General features: G+C 61.8%; 19 protein-coding genes and 2 pseudogenes. 12 read left to right on the plus strand and 9 right to left on the minus strand.

Annotated elements, in window-relative coordinates; all coding sequences use genetic code 11:
• Positions 1–27: 27 nt before the first annotated feature.
• A complete protein-coding gene (locus L3X40_RS08040; protein WP_066556645.1) occupies positions 28–312 on the minus strand; it encodes a DUF1971 domain-containing protein in 285 nt (94 codons plus the stop codon).
• Positions 312–743 carry a group III truncated hemoglobin gene (locus tag L3X40_RS08045; RefSeq protein WP_066556643.1) on the minus strand — a complete coding sequence of 144 codons (432 nt, stop codon included), beginning with the start codon at positions 741–743 and terminating at the stop codon, positions 312–314. The genes L3X40_RS08040 and L3X40_RS08045 overlap by 1 nt, the downstream gene beginning before the upstream one ends.
• A 111-nt stretch (positions 744–854) precedes the next feature.
• Here L3X40_RS08045 and L3X40_RS08050 point away from each other — a divergent pair, with 111 nt between their 5' ends.
• Complete coding sequence (locus L3X40_RS08050; RefSeq protein ID WP_066556641.1) at positions 855–1,283, plus strand: Rrf2 family transcriptional regulator; 429 nt, start codon at positions 855–857, stop codon at positions 1,281–1,283.
• 232 nt (positions 1,284–1,515) lie between these two features.
• On the opposite strand, the gene L3X40_RS08055 is transcribed toward L3X40_RS08050, so the two are convergent.
• The gene (locus L3X40_RS08055; protein ID WP_066556640.1) at positions 1,516–1,914 is read right to left on the minus strand and encodes a group II truncated hemoglobin; all 399 of its coding nucleotides are present in this window, start codon (positions 1,912–1,914) and stop codon (positions 1,516–1,518) included.
• Between the two features lie 200 nt (positions 1,915–2,114).
• A complete protein-coding gene (locus L3X40_RS08060; protein WP_066556639.1) occupies positions 2,115–3,434 on the minus strand; it encodes a radical SAM protein in 1,320 nt (439 codons plus the stop codon).
• Between the two features lie 36 nt (positions 3,435–3,470).
• On the opposite strand from L3X40_RS08060, the gene L3X40_RS08065 reads away from it, so the two are divergent.
• The 3 genes from L3X40_RS08065 to L3X40_RS08075 all read left to right on the plus strand — a co-directional run bounded on the left by L3X40_RS08065 (position 3,471) and on the right by L3X40_RS08075 (position 5,594).
• A complete protein-coding gene (locus L3X40_RS08065; RefSeq protein WP_145907263.1) occupies positions 3,471–4,001 on the plus strand; it encodes a hypothetical protein in 531 nt (176 codons plus the stop codon).
• 190 nt (positions 4,002–4,191) lie between these two features.
• Complete coding sequence (locus tag L3X40_RS08070; RefSeq protein ID WP_197672782.1) at positions 4,192–4,632, plus strand: hypothetical protein; 441 nt, start codon at positions 4,192–4,194, stop codon at positions 4,630–4,632.
• A 413-nt stretch (positions 4,633–5,045) separates the two neighbouring features.
• Complete coding sequence (locus tag L3X40_RS08075) at positions 5,046–5,594, plus strand: hypothetical protein (protein ID WP_066556637.1); 549 nt, start codon at positions 5,046–5,048, stop codon at positions 5,592–5,594.
• A gap of 16 nt (positions 5,595–5,610) precedes the next feature.
• Here L3X40_RS08075 and L3X40_RS08080 read toward each other — a convergent pair whose 3' ends face one another.
• Positions 5,611–6,282: a Crp/Fnr family transcriptional regulator gene (locus tag L3X40_RS08080; protein ID WP_237230051.1), complete on the minus strand. Its 672-nt coding sequence runs from the start codon at positions 6,280–6,282 to the stop codon at positions 5,611–5,613.
• A 92-nt stretch (positions 6,283–6,374) separates the two neighbouring features.
• On the opposite strand from L3X40_RS08080, the gene L3X40_RS08085 reads away from it, so the two are divergent.
• The gene (locus tag L3X40_RS08085; RefSeq protein WP_066556636.1) at positions 6,375–6,650 is read left to right on the plus strand and encodes a DUF6118 family protein; all 276 of its coding nucleotides are present in this window, start codon (positions 6,375–6,377) and stop codon (positions 6,648–6,650) included.
• 96 nt (positions 6,651–6,746) lie between these two features.
• On the opposite strand, the gene L3X40_RS08090 is transcribed toward L3X40_RS08085, so the two are convergent.
• Entirely contained in the window at positions 6,747–7,679 is a 933-nt protein-coding gene (locus L3X40_RS08090; protein ID WP_197672781.1) for a LysR family transcriptional regulator ArgP, read from the minus strand.
• 93 nt (positions 7,680–7,772) lie between these two features.
• On the opposite strand from L3X40_RS08090, the gene L3X40_RS08095 reads away from it, so the two are divergent.
• The 6 genes and pseudogenes from L3X40_RS08095 to tnpC all read left to right on the plus strand — a co-directional run.
• The gene (locus L3X40_RS08095) at positions 7,773–8,483 is read left to right on the plus strand and encodes a DUF3865 domain-containing protein (RefSeq protein WP_082748547.1); all 711 of its coding nucleotides are present in this window, start codon (positions 7,773–7,775) and stop codon (positions 8,481–8,483) included.
• Between the two features lie 56 nt (positions 8,484–8,539).
• Entirely contained in the window at positions 8,540–9,448 is a 909-nt protein-coding gene (locus tag L3X40_RS08100; RefSeq protein ID WP_237365141.1) for an EamA family transporter, read from the plus strand.
• A gap of 11 nt (positions 9,449–9,459) precedes the next feature.
• Entirely contained in the window at positions 9,460–10,290 is an 831-nt protein-coding gene (locus L3X40_RS08105) for a methyltransferase domain-containing protein (RefSeq protein WP_145907261.1), read from the plus strand.
• A 49-nt stretch (positions 10,291–10,339) separates the two neighbouring features.
• Positions 10,340–10,795 (plus strand): IS66-like element accessory protein TnpA, encoded by a 456-nt coding sequence (tnpA, locus tag L3X40_RS08110; RefSeq protein WP_066556627.1) that lies wholly within the window; start codon positions 10,340–10,342, stop codon positions 10,793–10,795.
• Entirely contained in the window at positions 10,792–11,148 is a 357-nt protein-coding gene (tnpB, locus tag L3X40_RS08115; protein ID WP_066556620.1) for an IS66 family insertion sequence element accessory protein TnpB, read from the plus strand. Before tnpA ends, tnpB begins: the two co-directional genes overlap by 4 nt.
• A gap of 31 nt (positions 11,149–11,179) precedes the next feature.
• Positions 11,180–12,523, plus strand: a pseudogene (gene tnpC, locus L3X40_RS08120) (IS66 family transposase); the annotation flags it as partial.
• Between the two features lie 76 nt (positions 12,524–12,599).
• On the opposite strand, the gene L3X40_RS08125 reads toward tnpC, so the two are convergent.
• From L3X40_RS08125 to L3X40_RS08135, 3 genes are read right to left on the minus strand one after another with little or no spacing between them, the layout of a single operon-like run.
• Positions 12,600–13,607 carry a site-specific integrase gene (locus L3X40_RS08125; protein WP_222888005.1) on the minus strand — a complete coding sequence of 336 codons (1,008 nt, stop codon included), beginning with the start codon at positions 13,605–13,607 and terminating at the stop codon, positions 12,600–12,602.
• Positions 13,600–14,556, minus strand: coding sequence for a tyrosine-type recombinase/integrase (locus L3X40_RS08130; protein ID WP_237365142.1), 957 nt, complete (start codon positions 14,554–14,556; stop codon positions 13,600–13,602). Before L3X40_RS08130 ends, L3X40_RS08125 begins: the two co-directional genes overlap by 8 nt.
• On the minus strand, positions 14,556–15,797 hold the full coding sequence (locus L3X40_RS08135; protein ID WP_222888009.1) for a tyrosine-type recombinase/integrase: 1,242 nt from the start codon (positions 15,795–15,797) through the stop codon (positions 14,556–14,558). The genes L3X40_RS08130 and L3X40_RS08135 overlap by 1 nt, the downstream gene beginning before the upstream one ends.
• Before the next feature lie 171 nt (positions 15,798–15,968).
• Between L3X40_RS08135 and L3X40_RS08140 the strand changes: the two are divergent.
• Positions 15,969–16,163 (plus strand): annotated as a pseudogene (locus L3X40_RS08140) (transposase domain-containing protein); the annotation flags it as partial.
• Positions 16,164–16,515: the final 352 nt, after the last annotated feature.

Below are 16,515 nucleotides of genomic sequence, written 5' to 3' on the forward strand. Positions count from 1 at the left end.
GGCCGGTAGTGAAGGTGAAGCGAAAGGTCAGCCGTCGGGCGGCTGATCGTAGAAATCGACGCGCATCTTCATCGGGCCAAGCGGCTCCACGAAGTGCGGTTGCTCAGGAAGCAGCAGGCCCGAGGTCTCCGGATCGAGCAGCATTTCGGAAGGAGGATCGAGATAGCTGAGCCGGACCCGCCCCTCGATCACGCGGACGATCCCCCATACGCCGGCCTTGGTGCTGTGCCGGCCGCGCAACGCGGCCGGGAGCGTTGTCTCGTCGAAGACCGGCGTCGACCGATAGGGTTGAACGCGCGAGTTCTCGGTCATCAGAGGCGAGCCCCGTCGGCGAGGTGCGTCGCCTGGACGATCGGCCGCGGTGGCCGAGAATCCAGCCTGAAGAAGAGGGCAAGCTGCAGGCTCTCCGCGATCCGCGCCGCCTTGTCCTGAAGGGCTGCGGCCGCCTCCGGTGCCATCAGTTCGTTCGTCGTGTCCGTCCAAAGCCCGAGCCAGCGCCCGAACAGCGCGGGCGTGATCCGGTCGCGGTGCTTCATATGGGCAGGCACGGGCTGGCCCTTGTAGCGTCCGCTGGTCAGCATCACCGACGACCAGAAGGCCGTGAGCTTCTGAAGATGTGCGGGCCAGTCATCGATCGCACCATTGAATATGGGGCCGAGTTCGACGTCCGCGCGCACGCGGGCGTAGAAGGCGTCCACAAGCCTCTTGAGCCCTCCCTCATCGATTCCCGCGACACTGCCCACGACTCACGCTCCAATCATACATCTCCAATACATCTATCGTGACATTTGAAAGATGCAAGCGTTATGCATATTATGTACGATGGCCCGATTGAAGGTTGCTTAGGAGCATGCATGAAGCTGACGCTGTTCACGGATTACTCGATGCGGGTGCTGCTTTATCTCGCCGCACGGCCCGATCGGCTATGCTCGATCGCCGAGGTCGCGCGGGCCTATGGCATCTCGCAGAATCATCTCATGAAGGTGGTCAATGAGCTCGCGCGCAGCGGCTATATCAAAAGCGAGCGTGGGCGATTCGGTGGCATCCGGCTCGGCAAAGCGCCCGAAGAGATCAATATTGGCGCGCTGGTCCGGCATACCGAAGACGGGTTCGATCTGGTGGATTGCGGAAGCTGCGTGATTGCTCGCGCCTGCGGGCTGACGGGAGTCCTGAAGGAGGCGCTGGCGGCTTTCCTTGGCGTACTGGACGGCTACACACTGTCGGACCTTATGACGAATCGTCAGGATATTGGCCGCATCTTGGCCGAAAGCCTCTCCTCCTGAAGGTTCCAGACGGTCTCGCCTGACGGCTGAGCCGGCGGCATCCATCCTAGCTGACCGGATCTGACACTCCGCTTCCGGCCCCTGAGAAATCTTCCTTGAAGTCCATCCGATCGCGCCCCACCCTCCGCCGACGGCGCTGCCTTACAAGCGACACCACGAAGGTCCATGGCTGCCGCGATGGCAGAAAGACCAATCTCGCGACCTGGGAACCCTGTCGCCGTCGCCGGTGGGCTCAGGCCTGGCGCACCATGCCGGACGCCATAAGGGCAAGCGCCTCATTGATCCTATCCGAGAGATCGGCGTCGACGTCGCAGCCTTTGATCGCCTCCGACATGGCTCGGACCCACTGGTTGGCCGTCGCGGCACTGATCGCGATGGGTGCATGGACCGACATCATGCACTTGCCCGGATTGGCCGCGAACCAGTCGCGCGGTCCTCCGATCCAGCCGGTCAGGAAACCGCTGAGCGAGCGGCGCATCGGCGTCAAGTCGTCGGCGTGCAGGGCGCGAAGATCGCGATACGCAGGATCGGTGTCCATCAGGTCATAGAAGCGATCCACAATTTGCCTGATCGCGTCGCTGCCCCCGATCGCTTCGAAGGGGGACCACGGCGGGGCACTCGCAGTCGTCAATGCCGCCGTCCGCGCAAGGCATCTTCGATCGAGACGCTCCCGAGGACGATCATGAAGAACAGCATCGATCCGACAACGAGCAGGGGAAAATGGGCGCTGAACATCTCTGCCATGACGATTTCCTTTCGCAGTCAGGCTAGCGGCTCGCTGGATCGACCGATTTGACGAAGGTCAAAGGCAATCAGCAGATATGGGCCGGTTTAGAGCGCGCTGCCGGCTGCACGTGTCGGATCGGCCCGGAAGCTGTCGAACCTGCTCGCAATCAGCCGCGCATAAGGCAGCCCGGCCGGTGCGATCTTCAGATGGCGAGATTCCACGGCGAGGAGGTTCCTCGCCGTGAATGCTTCAAGATGGGGCCGCACGGCCTGCAACATATCCTCGGGGACGGCCGCTTCCCCAGAGCAGAGAAGGCTTTCAATGATCGCAGCGCGGCGGCGGGCGTCAGGCGAGCGCATCACGCCCCGTTGACCCGCGAGGCTCCCTGCCGTGACCAGCATGCGGTAGCGACCGGCGAGCTTCTCGTTCTGGAGAATCATGTCGGGGAACAGGCTGATGGCGCTGGCGCCGAGGCCCAGGATAACGTCGGCGGGATCGTCGGTGAATCCCTGGAAATTGCGCCGCAGGCTCCCCCCCTCGGCTGCCATGGCGAGCGGGTCGCCCGGCAATGCGAAATGGTCAAACCCGACGGCCGCGTAGCCTGCCCGGGTCAGGCGCTCGAAGCCGAGCGCAGCATGTTCGAAGCGTTGCCGCATGTCGGGAAGCTGGCTCCCATCGATCCGGCGCTGACGGGGGATCACCGAGGGCAGGTGAGCATAGCCGAACAAGGCCATGCGGTCGGGGGCAAGCCGCAGCGCTTCGTCGAGGGTGGCGTCAAGATCGGCGCCCGTCTGGCCGGGTAAACCGTACATGAGGTCAATGTTCAGAGACCGGATACCTGAATCACGCAGCCGCGAAATCGCGGTCTCGATCATTGACAGGGGCTGGATACGGCCGATCGCCCGCTGAATATGCGGCTCGAAGGTTTGACAGCCGAGGCTGGCGCTGGAGATGCGCGCCTGGGCGATCGCATCGTACCAGCCATCGTCGAGGGTGCGGGGATCCAATTCGATCGACAGCGCGGCGGTGGCCGCATCGAACGCGACGATGAGTCGGTCGAGCAGCCGCAGAAAGCTCGACGGCGGCAGGGCATTGGGGCTTCCGCCGCCAAAGGCGATCCGGGTGACGCGTCCACGTCCCTGAAGGCGCCGGGCCACAAGGCGGATCTCCAGTTCGAGCGCTTCGAGATAACCCGCGAGCCTTCCCGGGCGATTGGCCGCACCCGTATTGCAACCGCAATACCAGCATATCTCCCGGCAATAGGGGATATGGACATAGACCGAGACCGGAGCTTCGCGGCCGATCCGTTCGAGCGCCGCCACTTGCTCAGATCGGCCGATCCCGCCTTCGAACTCGAGGGCGGTCGGATAGCTCGTATAGCGCGGCACTGGCTGGGCGAGCAGGTCTGGATGGTAGGGCCACATGGCTCGTCCGCTTGTGCGCTCTCGGCATCTCTCTCCTTGACCAAGGTCAAGGCTGCGTTTGGTCGGGGTCGAACAGACGAAAATCCGCCGAACTGCCTAACCAGGATCGTTCGCGCCGAAGTGCGCCGGCCCCTTTCGCTAGACGATGCCGCCGTGCGATCGCCGGCACCGTCATTCGCGCGCACGGCCGACGGCACCTGCGCACGCCTTGGTATCATTCCCTCCCTGCTGGCGCGGTCGCGCTTGTTTGGTCGCGCGAGCCTCGCGGAAGTTGAGATTGTCTTCTCAAGAGGTCGGGACAGTGACGTCTCCCGGATTCGAGCCAGCATGCGCCGCTTGCCGATTTTCTTCGCTTCGGCCACGAGGCTTTTGACCGCCGTCAAAGTGCTGGCCTTGCTCCGGGATCACAACTTCATCCATCGACTCCGTCAGGATACGCGACATGGCACCAGCGCTTCGATGTCTCCTTTCTTGCTTTCCCTTGCGGCTGGCGCCCTATTGACTGCGGTCTTGCTCTTCGTGCCCTCGGACGGGCGCAGGCTGGTTCGCGAACAACCGTTGTACTGATCCTGGCGCTACCCCCTCCCCGCGCCAGCGCAATGCCACCGCGGACCGCGTCCGCGGTGGCTTTTTTTCGCATTTATGTCGCTTGCAAACCCATGCGCGAGGGGCGGTCATTGGTGGCTTGCTGCCGGGCAGGTTTGAGGAGATGATCCCAGGCTACGGACATAACTCGTGGGTTTGGCTGGGGCGGGAAATGGCGAGCAGAGAAGACATAACCCGAGCATCCCTCTGGCTGGCCGTGTTGGCGGGCGGACCGCTGCTCGGCGCCAAGTTGTTCGACCTTCTCGTCCTTGCTGGCGCTTGGAGCGCTAATCCACCTGCATCTCTCGGTATGATGCCTTACGGCAAGGCTTGGCCAGTCGATACCGGCATATTCTTCATTCCGTTCTCGGCCGCCATGCTGATAGCCGGGTTCGGTGCGCTCGTAGCGGGGTGGCGAACCCCGTGGCGCTATCGATGGCTGCTCTGCCTGCCATCGATCGGCATTCTGCTCCTGCTGATCCTGACTGTGGTCGAGTTCTGGCCTATGAACGCCGCGCTCTTCTATCACGGCATCCACTCGCCCAAGGACACCATCACAGATGGTCAGTCGATCGCCATGGCGCAGCGCTGGGTGACGACTGGGTTCGGGTAGCTGGAGCCGCTGCCGCTTTTCGTATCGGCCATGCGGGCGCTGACCTTGCCCTGGCCTCAAGACATTGCAAAGGACCCGCCGCTTGTGCGTGTCGTTCTCGCGCTCGCCCTTGCCGGAGTGGCGGGTTTCATAGTGTGGTTCGTGTCGAATCTATGACCCTGTGCCGGGCGACAGCAGTCACCGCATGACTGGGTTTACAAGCTACATGACTGTCCTTTTTCTTCGGTGATCTTCGCGATCGCCGAGACAGCCCGGCGCGGCGTGTGGACATTGTGATCAGCACCGTCAGCGTCGAGTCCTCCGCCCGATCCAGCTGACCGTCAACTTTGACGCGAGTCAAAGCTGCCGCTTCATGCTTTCGCTAGACCCCGCAAGTTGCATCGGAGAAAGATATGCGGCCTCAGCGGAGCGTCATGAATATCGAGAAGGCGCCGGACAATCTCGTCGCCTTCAGGTCGGGCTGGCATATGATTGGTGAGCTGGAACTGGTTCCCATCATGACCGATCACGCGCACCTAGCGGCATTGTGCGACAGGCTCGAAAAGCTCGCCGACGGGCTGCCCGGCCTGCCTCGACCCGCGCTGGTGGACGATGTCTGCGCGGACCTGGGGAGGCTCTCGTCCCAGCTTCCCCGCGGGGGGCGACGGCTCGTTGAACAGCTGTTCGCCCGCCCAACGGCAGAGCCGCTCCGCACGATCCTGCTGGAACGCATCGGGCGCCAGCATCTGGTCGAGGCGATAGCTGCGGAGGATCTCGCAGCTGCGCTGCGGCCGCTGAATTGCGCTACGCGCGCCTTTTCCGCGGAGGCCTTGGGATACATGTTGAGAAGCTTCTTCGAGGTGGCGCGTGCGGACATGGCGTTCGAGACGCTGGCACTCCTGACCCTCGGAGGAAACCGGCTAACGAATGAGGCAAACGCGTTTCTGGTCGGCCGCCTTTCCGGATGTGGCAGCCGCTCCTAACCTCCGGCCGAGCGGCTCAGGCCGCCTCGGCGAGCCCTTCCAGTCCGCCCCGGTCGATGATCGCCACCGACCGGCCGCCGGAAAGCGCGATGATTCCGCGGTTCTTCAACTTGGTGAGCTGTCGGCTGACAGTTTCGATCGTGAGCCCCAGCACCTCCGCGATCTGCCCCCGGGAGAGCGGCAGCTCGAACGCATTCGGCCGCCCTTCGCTCGCCAAGGGAGTCTCAATGGCCGCCTCCATCTCCAGCAGAAAGCCTGCGATGCGCTCGCCGGCGGACTGACGCGCCAGCATCAGCATCCGGTGGCGCGCCAAGTCGAGCGAATGCGCCATTCGCCTGAGCAATTCCTGCTCGACGCAGCTATGCATGTCCAGCAGGCGCCTAAAGTCGCGCTGCGCGAAGATGCAGGTTTGCGCGTCCGTGAGGGCGGTAAACGTGAACTCGGCCTGCGGGGCGAACGGTTGCCCGATGAAATCGCCTGGATATAGGAGCCCGACGATCTGCTCACGGCCGCCGATGGTCGAGGCAGTGATCTTGACCATGCCCGAGACGAGGCTCCCGCATGGAGGATGCGGGTCGCCCGCCCAGATGAGGCCTTGCCCGCGCGAAACGCGCGAGCGCCGCCCGATGCGGTGGAACGTGGCCAGATCCGCATCCGAGACACCCTTACAGACCGCTGAGCTTCGCACAGCGCAATCGGCGCAGGATTGGACAAGCTGGATCATGCCTGTCTTATCGCGCGCCAGGCGGGCAGCCAGCATTGGGAAACATACGTAGTAGGATGCTGCAATCCAGCTCCGATCCCTGGGCCTTGGCCGCGAGCATGACCCCGCAAAGCTGGCAATGGCCCGAACGGGTCGCGCGCCGCACGATGGGCGAGCCGACGCTGTGGGACGCCGGTATCCGCCTGATGCGCGCGGGGAACCCGGAAGGCTGGCGGGCCATCGTTGATGCCGCCGACATGCGGCAGGCGAACCGCGACACCATCGCCGCTTGCGAGAGGGCGGCGGAGAAAGCCAAGGAGCCGGTGCGATGCACGATCAGGATAGGGCGTTAGACGCTTTGGCCGGATCGCAGGATGATAGGCCGCGAAGCCGACCGGCCGCTACGGCGCTATATGGGGAGCGCGCGGCCGGTCGCTTCGCTCCACACCTCATTCACTCATTCTTTCCTCGCTTGGGGGAAAGAGCAACGTGCGGGCAGTTGCGATAACGGTCTTGTTGAGATCGTGAAGGATGTGGACGAAAAGCCGAGAATATTGCCAGTATAGCGTGACATCCAGTGCACGCAAAGGTTCCAACGGTTGCAGTTCGCCAGACGCAATGTAGCGATCACCCAGAATATGCGGCACCATGCCCCAGCCCAGTCCCACCCGTAGTAGGTCGACAAATCCTTGAGTAGACGGCACCCAATGGGTTGGTGGCGATACATCGCTGTCCAGAACAGTCTTTGCCCAGCGCGCCTGCAGGGCATCTTCCCGGTCGGTGCGCAGCATCGGTGCTTTCGAAAGAGAGAGAGCGTCAATGCCGTTCGGGAAAAAGCGGGTGAAATAGGCCGGTGATGCAACCGCAACATAGCGGAGTATGCCTAAAGGCGTAATACGGCAGCCTTGAACGGCCGCTGGGTCAGCGGTGATTGCCGCAAGGACTTCGCCGGAGCGGAGCAATTGGGCGGTTTGTTCCTCACCCTCAAGAACGAGATCAAGCAGATTACCACTGCGCCGCGCAAACTCCCCTGCAGCCGCTGGAAACCATGTGCTGAGACTATCGCCATTGACCGCAATGCGAATTGTGGGGGCACATGCCGGATGAACGGTAAAAAGGTTCGGCATTCCGTCTATGAGGTTCCTTTCGAGTAGCTGCACGCGCTCGAAATGAGCGCACATACGCGCGCCGACCGAGGTCGGGCGACAAGGGCTTGTGCGCAACACCAGCACTGCGCCGACACGTTCTTCAATGGCCTTTATCCGCTGAGAGACTGCCGACGAGGTGACTCCGAGAGCTGCGGCGGCACGCTCAAAACTTCCCTCGCGCACCACGGCGGCAACAGCAGCGAGTGCTGAATATTCGATTATGGGATTAGTCATGCTTAATACCCCTTAGAATATTTAGCTATCCTAACTGGCAATGGTGGATCATCCAACCACAAACATAACGAATGGCTTTCTAGGAGCTTCGCAATGGATGCATCATCATCACTCGCAGGAGTCATAGACGCGGAGAATTTGGCTTTTACTTCCCATGTAAAATCTAAACTCTCCAACCTCGCGAACTTCGATACACGTTCACTCAACTGGCTAATGCTGGAGCATTATCAATTTTCGGCTCGCAATACGACCTTCCTCGCACAAGGAGCGGAACTAGCACTTGAATTTACGAACGCGGCTATTCACACCGAATTGATGCGAAATCTGGCCGAAGAGAACGGCCATGCCGCAATGTATAAGTCCGCGTTGGAACGTATTGGCATTTCCATCGAGTCCAGAGACGAGTTTCCTCCCACTTCGTATTTCTTCTTCCGTATCGCTGGTCTGATATCGGATGACCCCTCGCGAATGCTTGGTGCCATGTATGCCACGGAAGCGGCGGCGATCTTCGAGCATGAGATTTTCCGGCATATCTCCAAGGAAGTCATCAGGCGTGGTGAGCTTGCGGCCGAGGGTAAGCCCTTGGTGGCATTCCACGACATGCATCTGAGCGGAGTCGAGCAGAGCCACAAGGATGAACTCGGAATCTTTCTACAGGAGATCAATCCCTATCAGCAGACCGTCAGTGCTGATGGCGTCAGCCCCGGCGCCGCATTGGACGGTGGACGCAAGGCGATTGCGGCGATGCGGCAATGGTGGCAGGATTTGCTCGCGCCGATCTTTCCCCTCGCCATCGCTGCGTGAGCCGAGGGGGCATGTCAATGCAAGAACTGAGACTTACTGAGTCAGCTTCACATTCGTTGAGCGAGAGGATCATCACCGTATCAGACGGATCAACCGGGTCGCGCTCCGCACCGTTTCCTCTGATCCCCGTCGCTGCGCTGTTGGTGGCGATGGTGTCGATCCAAAGTGGTGCCTCGCTGGCAAAGTCGCTTTTCCCGATCGTGGGAGCGGAGGGGGCGACGGCTCTTCGCCTAGGGCTGGCAGCGGGCATCCTGCTCATCATCTTTCGGCCATGGCGAACGCGATTGGATCGCGCAGCAATTCGCCCGCTGCTATTCTATGGAGCCGCACTTGGCGGCATGAACCTCCTTTTTTACCTGGCGATCCATAGCCTGCCTCTTGCGGTGGCGGTTGCCCTTGAATTTACGGGGCCGCTTGGCCTCGCGCTCTGGCAATCGCGCCGCCCTATCGATTTGTGCTGGGTGGTCCTCGCGTTCATCGGTATCGCACTGTTGTTCACTTACGGAACGACCGGCATGGGATTGAATGCCGGCGGAGTGACGTTTGCCTTGGGGGCAGGCGTTTGCTGGGCTGTCTACATACGGATTGGCAAGCGTGCCGCAGCGCAAGGCCGCCAGGCAGCCGTCGCTTATGGCACCACGATTGCAGCCATCCTAACCGTTCCGGTCGGTCTTGAGCATACCGGCGGTCATCTACTTTCTTTCGATATTCTACCACTTGCTCTTGCTGTCGCCCTGTTGACCAGCGCTATTCCCTATTCGCTTGAGATCGTCGCGTTACAAGGTTTGTCCACAAGAACCTTCGGCATTCTGACGAGTATGGAGCCAGCGCTGGCAGCGTTGTCGGCAGCGATCATTCTTGCTGAACATCTTTCTCTCGCCCAGGTCATCGGAACCGGGACAATCATGGCGGCTTCGATAGGAGCCGTGACCAGCGACAGTCGCTCGACGCCCGAGCCGGTTTGAAAGGGCTTTCAATGACTGAATCGTCACCGCCACCGCGAGCAGCGTTCGACAGCGCCTTTGCCCGCTGGCGCAGCGAGATCACTTGTCGGCCGACAATTGGTGAGTATCCGGTATATGACGATCATCTCTACCGCTGGTTGTTGGAAGACAGCGGTCGGATCGCAGCCTATCGCGGAGCAATCCAACGAGCAGCACCGCGCAGACGGGTGGTCGATCTTGGCACGGGTGCATCGGCGCCGCTCGCTATTATGTGTGCAGAAGCCGGAGCATCGCACGTTGATGCGATCGAGGTCATGCCTGCATCGGCAGAGGCGGCGCGAGTACATATTGCCAAGCTGGGATTGAGCGACCGCATCACCGTCCATTGTGGGCCGTCCACCGAGATCGAACCAGCCGAACCAGCCGATTTATGCGTGTCGGAAGTGATCGGAATGATAGGAAGTGCCGAGGGAGCCGTCGGTTCGCTCCTAAACGCGCGTCGGCTGCTCAAGCCTGACGGCCATATGCTGCCCAAGAGATGCATAACTTGGTTTGCGCCTGCATCGGTAGTCGAAGCGCCTTATCGAAACGCCGCCTGCACGGCGGTCGCAGATCATTATGCTCAGCGCATTAAACAGAGCGTTAGTCGAGATTTCACTCTTAGCCGCATTGTCACGTTCAACTTTCCTGAGTCACACTTGTTGGCAGACAAGCACATATTCGAGGATTTACGCTTCGATACCAGGGAGATTGCGGGAGACGCTGGCGAAGTGGTTTTCGATATTACGCGGTCGGGTCAACTAGGTGGTTTCGTATTATGGATAGAACGTAAGCGCTGTTCTGCTCCCACCTTGCGGGCGTGACGCGCAGCGCTGAGTCTCCGCCTTGATCGGTTGGAGGTGCGCTGGTGCTATGATGATGTCATGTGACGATGCTGGCACGAGCGTGGTTCAGCGGTTCGAGGTTTTTACGGGTGCAGGCAAGCGGCGCGATTGGCCGCTCGAGGTGAAGGCATCAATCGTCGCGGAGAGCTATTCAGGCGCTGAGACGGTCTGTTCGGTTGCTCGGCGGCACGGTCTGAGCCCGTCGCAGCTGTTCACCTGGCGCCGGGAGCTTCGCAAGCAGTTGGAGGCCCAGGGCCTGTCGCTGCCGATGGCCACGGCGCCGGCGCCTTCGTTCGTCCCCGCGGTGATCGATCCGCCGCCGGCAAGCGATCCGGCTCCGCCGGCCAGGCGCTCGCGGAAGCGCCGGCGCTCGCAGGCCGGTGCGGTCGAACTGGAGATCGACGGGGTGGCGGTGAAGATCGCCCGCGGCGCCGATGCGGGTGTCATCGCGGCGGTGATCGAAGCACTCAAGGCGACACGATGATCGGCCCTGGTGCCGGCGCGCGCGTGATGGTGGCGACGCGTCCGGTGGATTTTCGCAAAGGAGCGGACTCGCTCGCCGCTTTGGTCGGCGCTGAGTACGGCGGCGAGCCCTATTCGGGCGTGATCTACGTCTTTCGGGCAAAGCGAGCGGACCGGATCAAGCTCATCTGGTGGGACGGCACGGGCCTGTGCCTGATGGCCAAGAAGCTGGAGCAAGGTGGCTTCAAGTGGCCGGGCATCCGCGATGGCGTAATGCGCCTGACTGCGGCGCAACTGGGCGCGCTTCTGGAGGGTCTGGACTGGCGGCGGGTGCATGGCGGCCGTCGGCCGAAGGCACCGGTGATCGCCGCTTGACCGGGCATTCTTCTGCTGATTCAGTGCCTGCATGCTCTTGGAAGCGGACCTTCCCGATGACGTTGCAGCGCTCCGCGCGCTCGTCCTCGAACAGGCTCGCGAGCTCGACACGCTCAAGGCTTTTCAAGCCGAAGTCGAGCGTCTGAAGGCCATCATCGATGCCCTTCAGCGTCACCGCTTCGGCCGCCGCTCCGAACAGCTCGATCCCGATCAGCTCCAGCTCTGCCTGGAGGAGGTCGAGACGGCTCTCGCCGAGGCGGAGCACGCCACGGAGAAGGCGAGCCCGACCCGTGTTGGCCGTCCGCGCAAGACCAACCGCGGCAGGCTGCCCGCGCACCTGGAACGGATCGAGCAGGTCGTCGATGTCGAGGACAAGGCCTGCCCCTGCTGCGGCGGTACTCTCCACCAGATCGGCGAGGATGTATCCGAACGGCTCGACGTGGTGCCGGCCACCTTTCGGGTGCTGATCACGCGCCGGCCGCGCTACGGCTGCCGCTCGTGCGAGAGCGCGGTGGTTCAGGCACCGGCGCCAGCGCGGATCGTCGAGGGTGGCATCCCCACCGAGACGCTGATCGCCCAGGTGCTGGTCTCGAAGTACGCCGATCACCTGCCACTCTACCGTCAGGCGCAGATCTACGCCCGCCAGGGTATCCAACTCGACCGCTCCACCTTGGCAGACTGGGTCGGGCGAGCAGCTTGGTATCTACGACCCTTGCGCGACCACATCCTCGAGCGGCTGCGACGATCCGAGCGACTGTTCGCCGATGAGACCACCGCACCAGTGCTCGATCCGGGGCGCGGGCGGACCAAGACCGGGCAGCTGTGGGCCTATGCCCGCGATGATCGGCCGTGGGGCGGTAAGGATGCGCCGATGGTGGCCTATGTCTATGCCGCTGACCGCAAGGCCGAGCGACCTCACGCCCATCTCGGCGACTTTGCCGGCATCCTTCAGGTCGACGGCTATGGCGGCTATGCCGCGCTTGCCCGGCGGCGTGGCCAAGTCCAACTCGCCTTCTGCTGGGCGCATGTTCGTCGCAAGTTCTACGAGCTGGCCGACACATCGCCGGTAGCGACCGAGGTGCTGCGCCGCATCGCCATGCTCTACGCCATCGAGGACGAGGTGCGAGGATCACCGGCCGAGCAGCGGCGCGCGGTTCGCCACGAACGCAGCCGCGGCATTATCGACGATCTGCACCAGCATCTCGAGGCCCTGGCCCGCCAGGTCAGCACCAAGAGCAAGCTCGGCGAGGCGATCCGCTACACGCTCACCCGCTGGGACGGCCTCTCCCGCTTCCTCGACGATGGGCGCATCGACCTCGACAGCAACACCGTCGAACGCTCAATCCGCCCGCTGGCGCTCAATCGCAATTATGCGAAGCGCCGGATTATGCGCAGGTGCTGGCGGCAAACCCCGAAATTGCGTCGGGGCCGCCGCCATGAACTCCACATAATCAGAGGGACTTAAGGAAGCTCAATAGGTTGTCGGAAGCGTGAAACCGGCCGGGCACGGCGGTGCTTGGCTGCAGCTTCATCAGTGCCTTTTCCTTCATCGCGAGGTCGGCCTCCACGTACATGTGCGTCGTTGCGGTGTCCTCGTGTCCCAGCCACAGGGCAATGACGGTTATATCGACGCCCGATTGAAGCAGGTGCATTGCCGTCGTGTGCCGCACGACATGAGGCGTAACAGGGCGTTCAAGGATGCCTGGATGCTTGAGGCCCGCGGCGGCTACCGCAAGGTCCAGGCGCTGTGTGACGTTGGAACGGGACATTCGGCCACCGCTGCGACTTGGGAAAAGGATGCTATCGCCAGCGGGATCGCCGATCCGTCGGCGCCAGGACTTGATGAGTGCCGCGGTGGCTCGCCAGAGTGGCACACTCCGTTCCTTGCGCCCCTTGCCGCGCAGGTGGACGGCAGGTTGGCCTTCAAGCACAACGTCTCGACACCGGATGCCGGTCATCTCGGAAACGCGGGCACCGGTATTGTACATCATGCTGAAAAATGCCCGATCGCGCTGCCCGGCCCAACTGACCCTGTCCGGGGCTTCGATGATCGCACCGATCTCGGAACGCGACAGAAAACCCACCATTGGCCGATCGAACCGCTTGAGCGGGATCGCCAGCGCTCGTTCAATCACGGCCAACGATGCAAGATCGTGATGCGCCGCGAACTTCAGGAACGTCCTGATTGCAGCCAGGCGTGCATTGCGGCTTCGCACGCTGTTGCCCCGATCCTTCTCCAGGTGGTCGAGGAAGGCGAGCAGCATTGGCGCGTCGAGATCGGGCAAGGCGATGGCACTGGGCGTCCGGTTCAGCGCGGCGGCAGCATAGGTGAGCAGCAGGCGCAGGGTGTCTCGATAGGCCGCTATGGTCTGGGCGCTGACGGCGCGTTGCTGCCGAAGATGATCCACGAAGAAACGCTGCACGAGCGTTGCGAGGGTTGGAGGGACCAACTCAGCCATTGCCCATCTCCCCACATGCGAAATCTTCGAAGCGGTTAGCGGCGGCGGCCATCAGATCGGGGATGCCGGTTAAATACCAGTAGGTGTCCGATATCTTGGCATGGCCGACGTAGGTGGAGAGCGCAGCGATTGCATTATCGATATCGGCGCCATCGGCTTGCCACCTCTGGATGCGTCGACAGATGAATGTGTGGCGGAAATCGTGGATGCGGACTTCGGGATATGCGCCGCGAGCAACGATCCCGGCTGCGCTGCGCAGTCTCTGAAAGGTCCAATGCACGGCACGTGATTTTAGCGATCGTTCCGGCGTCGGAACGAAAAACGGCTCGTCTGCAGCGCGTGAAAGGAATCGGTCCCGCACGGCAAGGTAGTCGGTGAGAGCGCTGGCGACGGTCGAATGGAACGGCACATGCCGCGACTTGCAAAACTTCGTCATCCGAACCGTCAAACACCGGCTGCCAAGGTCTACGTCGGCGCAGCGCAACTTGATCGCCTCGGAAACCCGCAAGCCGGTTGCGGCGATCAAGCCGTATAAGGTCTCGTATGCGGCAGGGCGCAGACCGCCCATGGGTTCGAGGTGCCGGGCTGCGGCAAGCAGCGCCGTCACCTCTTCCTCAGTGTAAATATGCGGGGTGGCGCGGCGCTGGGATTTGCCGAATATCCGGGGTGGCGGAAACTCCGTGGCTGGATCAACGCGCGACAGATAGGTGGCAAAGGGGCGGAGAGCATCAAGGCGACGCGCCCATGCGCGGGGCCCGTCGGTCTGAGCGTGTCCCTTGGCCCACTCGATCACGAGGTCCGGCGTCAGGGAACCGGCGTGGCCAGCGCCATCGAAAAATCGGGCGAAGGAGCGCAACTGGCTCGCACTTGGACCCGTCGTCCGAAACCCCAAGGCCTGACGTTCGACCAGAAAAGCCTCGACGTGTGTTGCCATGATCGTGGTTGTCATCACGCCCTCCCTGGCCAGGGCATCGCGACGGCAGATAGCCGGCTGATATCGATCTTGGTGTAGATCTTCGACGTATCGAGGCTTCGATGCCGCAGGATATCGGCGATGTGCTTCATGGGCGTACCGTCGCGGAGCAGCCGACTTGCGATACTGTGGCGAAGCACGTGCGGATCGGTTCGATGCCATCCACATCGAGCGAAGGCGGCCGTCACCGCGCGCTTGGCGACACCTGCCTTGATGGGAAGGTCATACGGCGCGACGTGACGGACGAAGATCGCGCGGTTGTTGGACTTGGGTCGTTCATGCCGCAGGTAATCTGCGATCGCGTTGCCGGTGACGGTCGGCAATGGAAGGGTGTCGGTGAAATGCGTCTTGGTTCTGGCTATGCGAACGATCCCGTTCCGCCAGTCAATATCGTCGATGCGCAGCTTGACGACTTCAGAGCACCTGAGCCCAAGGTCGGTGATGCACCTCACCATCGCGTAAGCGCGGCGCCGGGACGGCAGCCGATCGTCGAATGACGCGAGTACCGCATCAATCTGAGCGGGTGACAACACATCGGGTAAGGCCGCCAAGCGCCAATGGGCCGCGCGCGGGATGGCCTGCAGGAGCTTGCCCACGTCGTCCCCCAACATCTTACGGAACTTCAAATAGCAGCCGACAGCTCCGCCGGCGACGCGCACGGCACCGGCACTCCAGCAACGACCTTCACCCAAGACAAAACGTCGCACGTGGGCCGGGGCGAGCTTCTCAGGATCAATCTCGTCATCCCCAAACCGCTCAATGAGCAATCGCCGGACGATCTGGGCACGTTGTCGCCGTGTCGTATCCGCTAGACCGCCGACATCGCGCATGTGTCGATCGAAGGCCGCCAACTCGGTGCTGACGCAATCTCTCTGTTCCGCGAGGGAAATCTGACCGTGAGATCGCAGCACTTGCAGCAAATGTCGAACGGCGACCCGCAGCTCGTGGCGCAATTTGCGAACTGGCGGATGGCATGCGCAGGTTGGCAGATGGGTGTCGAGAAACTGCAGCTGGACAGTCTCATCGATCTGCAAGAGTCCCAAACCTTCCTCGGTGACCCACTTCGCGAAATGCGCCACGCAGGCCAAATACACGCGCACGGTGTTGGAATGATACCTGCCAGCACGGAGATAGGAGACATACTCTCCTTCAATCGCTGCAAGGACACTGGTCGATAGCCAGCGGCGTGGCTCTGGCTGCAAAAGATCCGGTACCATAAAATCGCTCCTCTCCAGGTGGTCGGGTGGAGAGGAACGATATTATGTGGAGTGAAAATCAGTCAGGCCGCGCCATAGCTGGCAGAAAACCGCGGGTTGGCCCCATCAGGCAGTGCCCACCTGCGCATAATCCTGCGCTTCGCATAATTGCGATTATGCATAGCTTTCCATAATCGGAAGAATGCCCTGTTCGCCGGCTCCGATGAGGGCGGCGACAACTGGGCGGTGATCGCCACGCTCATCGAGTGCTGCAAGCTCAATGAGATCAACCCGCACGAATGGCTGACCAGAACCCTCACCAGACTTGCCGATGGGCATCATGCCAACAGCGTCGGCGAACTCATGCCTTGGACCGCCGTGGCCTGAAAACACCGCTTACGATAGAACTCCACGTTGATGAAGAGCATGTTATCTGCTCCTGGCGCGGATCGTCATGGGCTCCCGTATTCTTAGCTATGGCTCCTGTTGCAGTGCAGCCGGGTGATCGGCTCAATGTCTCACTAACCCGCTTCATTCACCGTGCAGGAGAGAACCCAAGTTATTCTATCATCGGTCATGTCGCTCGCGCTGGTCGCCCCGTCGCGGTCGTCGAGATCGTTGAGCTGCTGCCGGTTCGATGGACGCGAGGTTAAGCTAGCTGCGTGTAGCGCGACAAACTGGATGAGAAGTTGCGACGATCAGGATGAGAAGGTCTGACCGCGACGGTTCCGTTTTGGTG

The sequence above is a fragment of the Rhizorhapis sp. SPR117 genome, assembly GCF_021742065.1.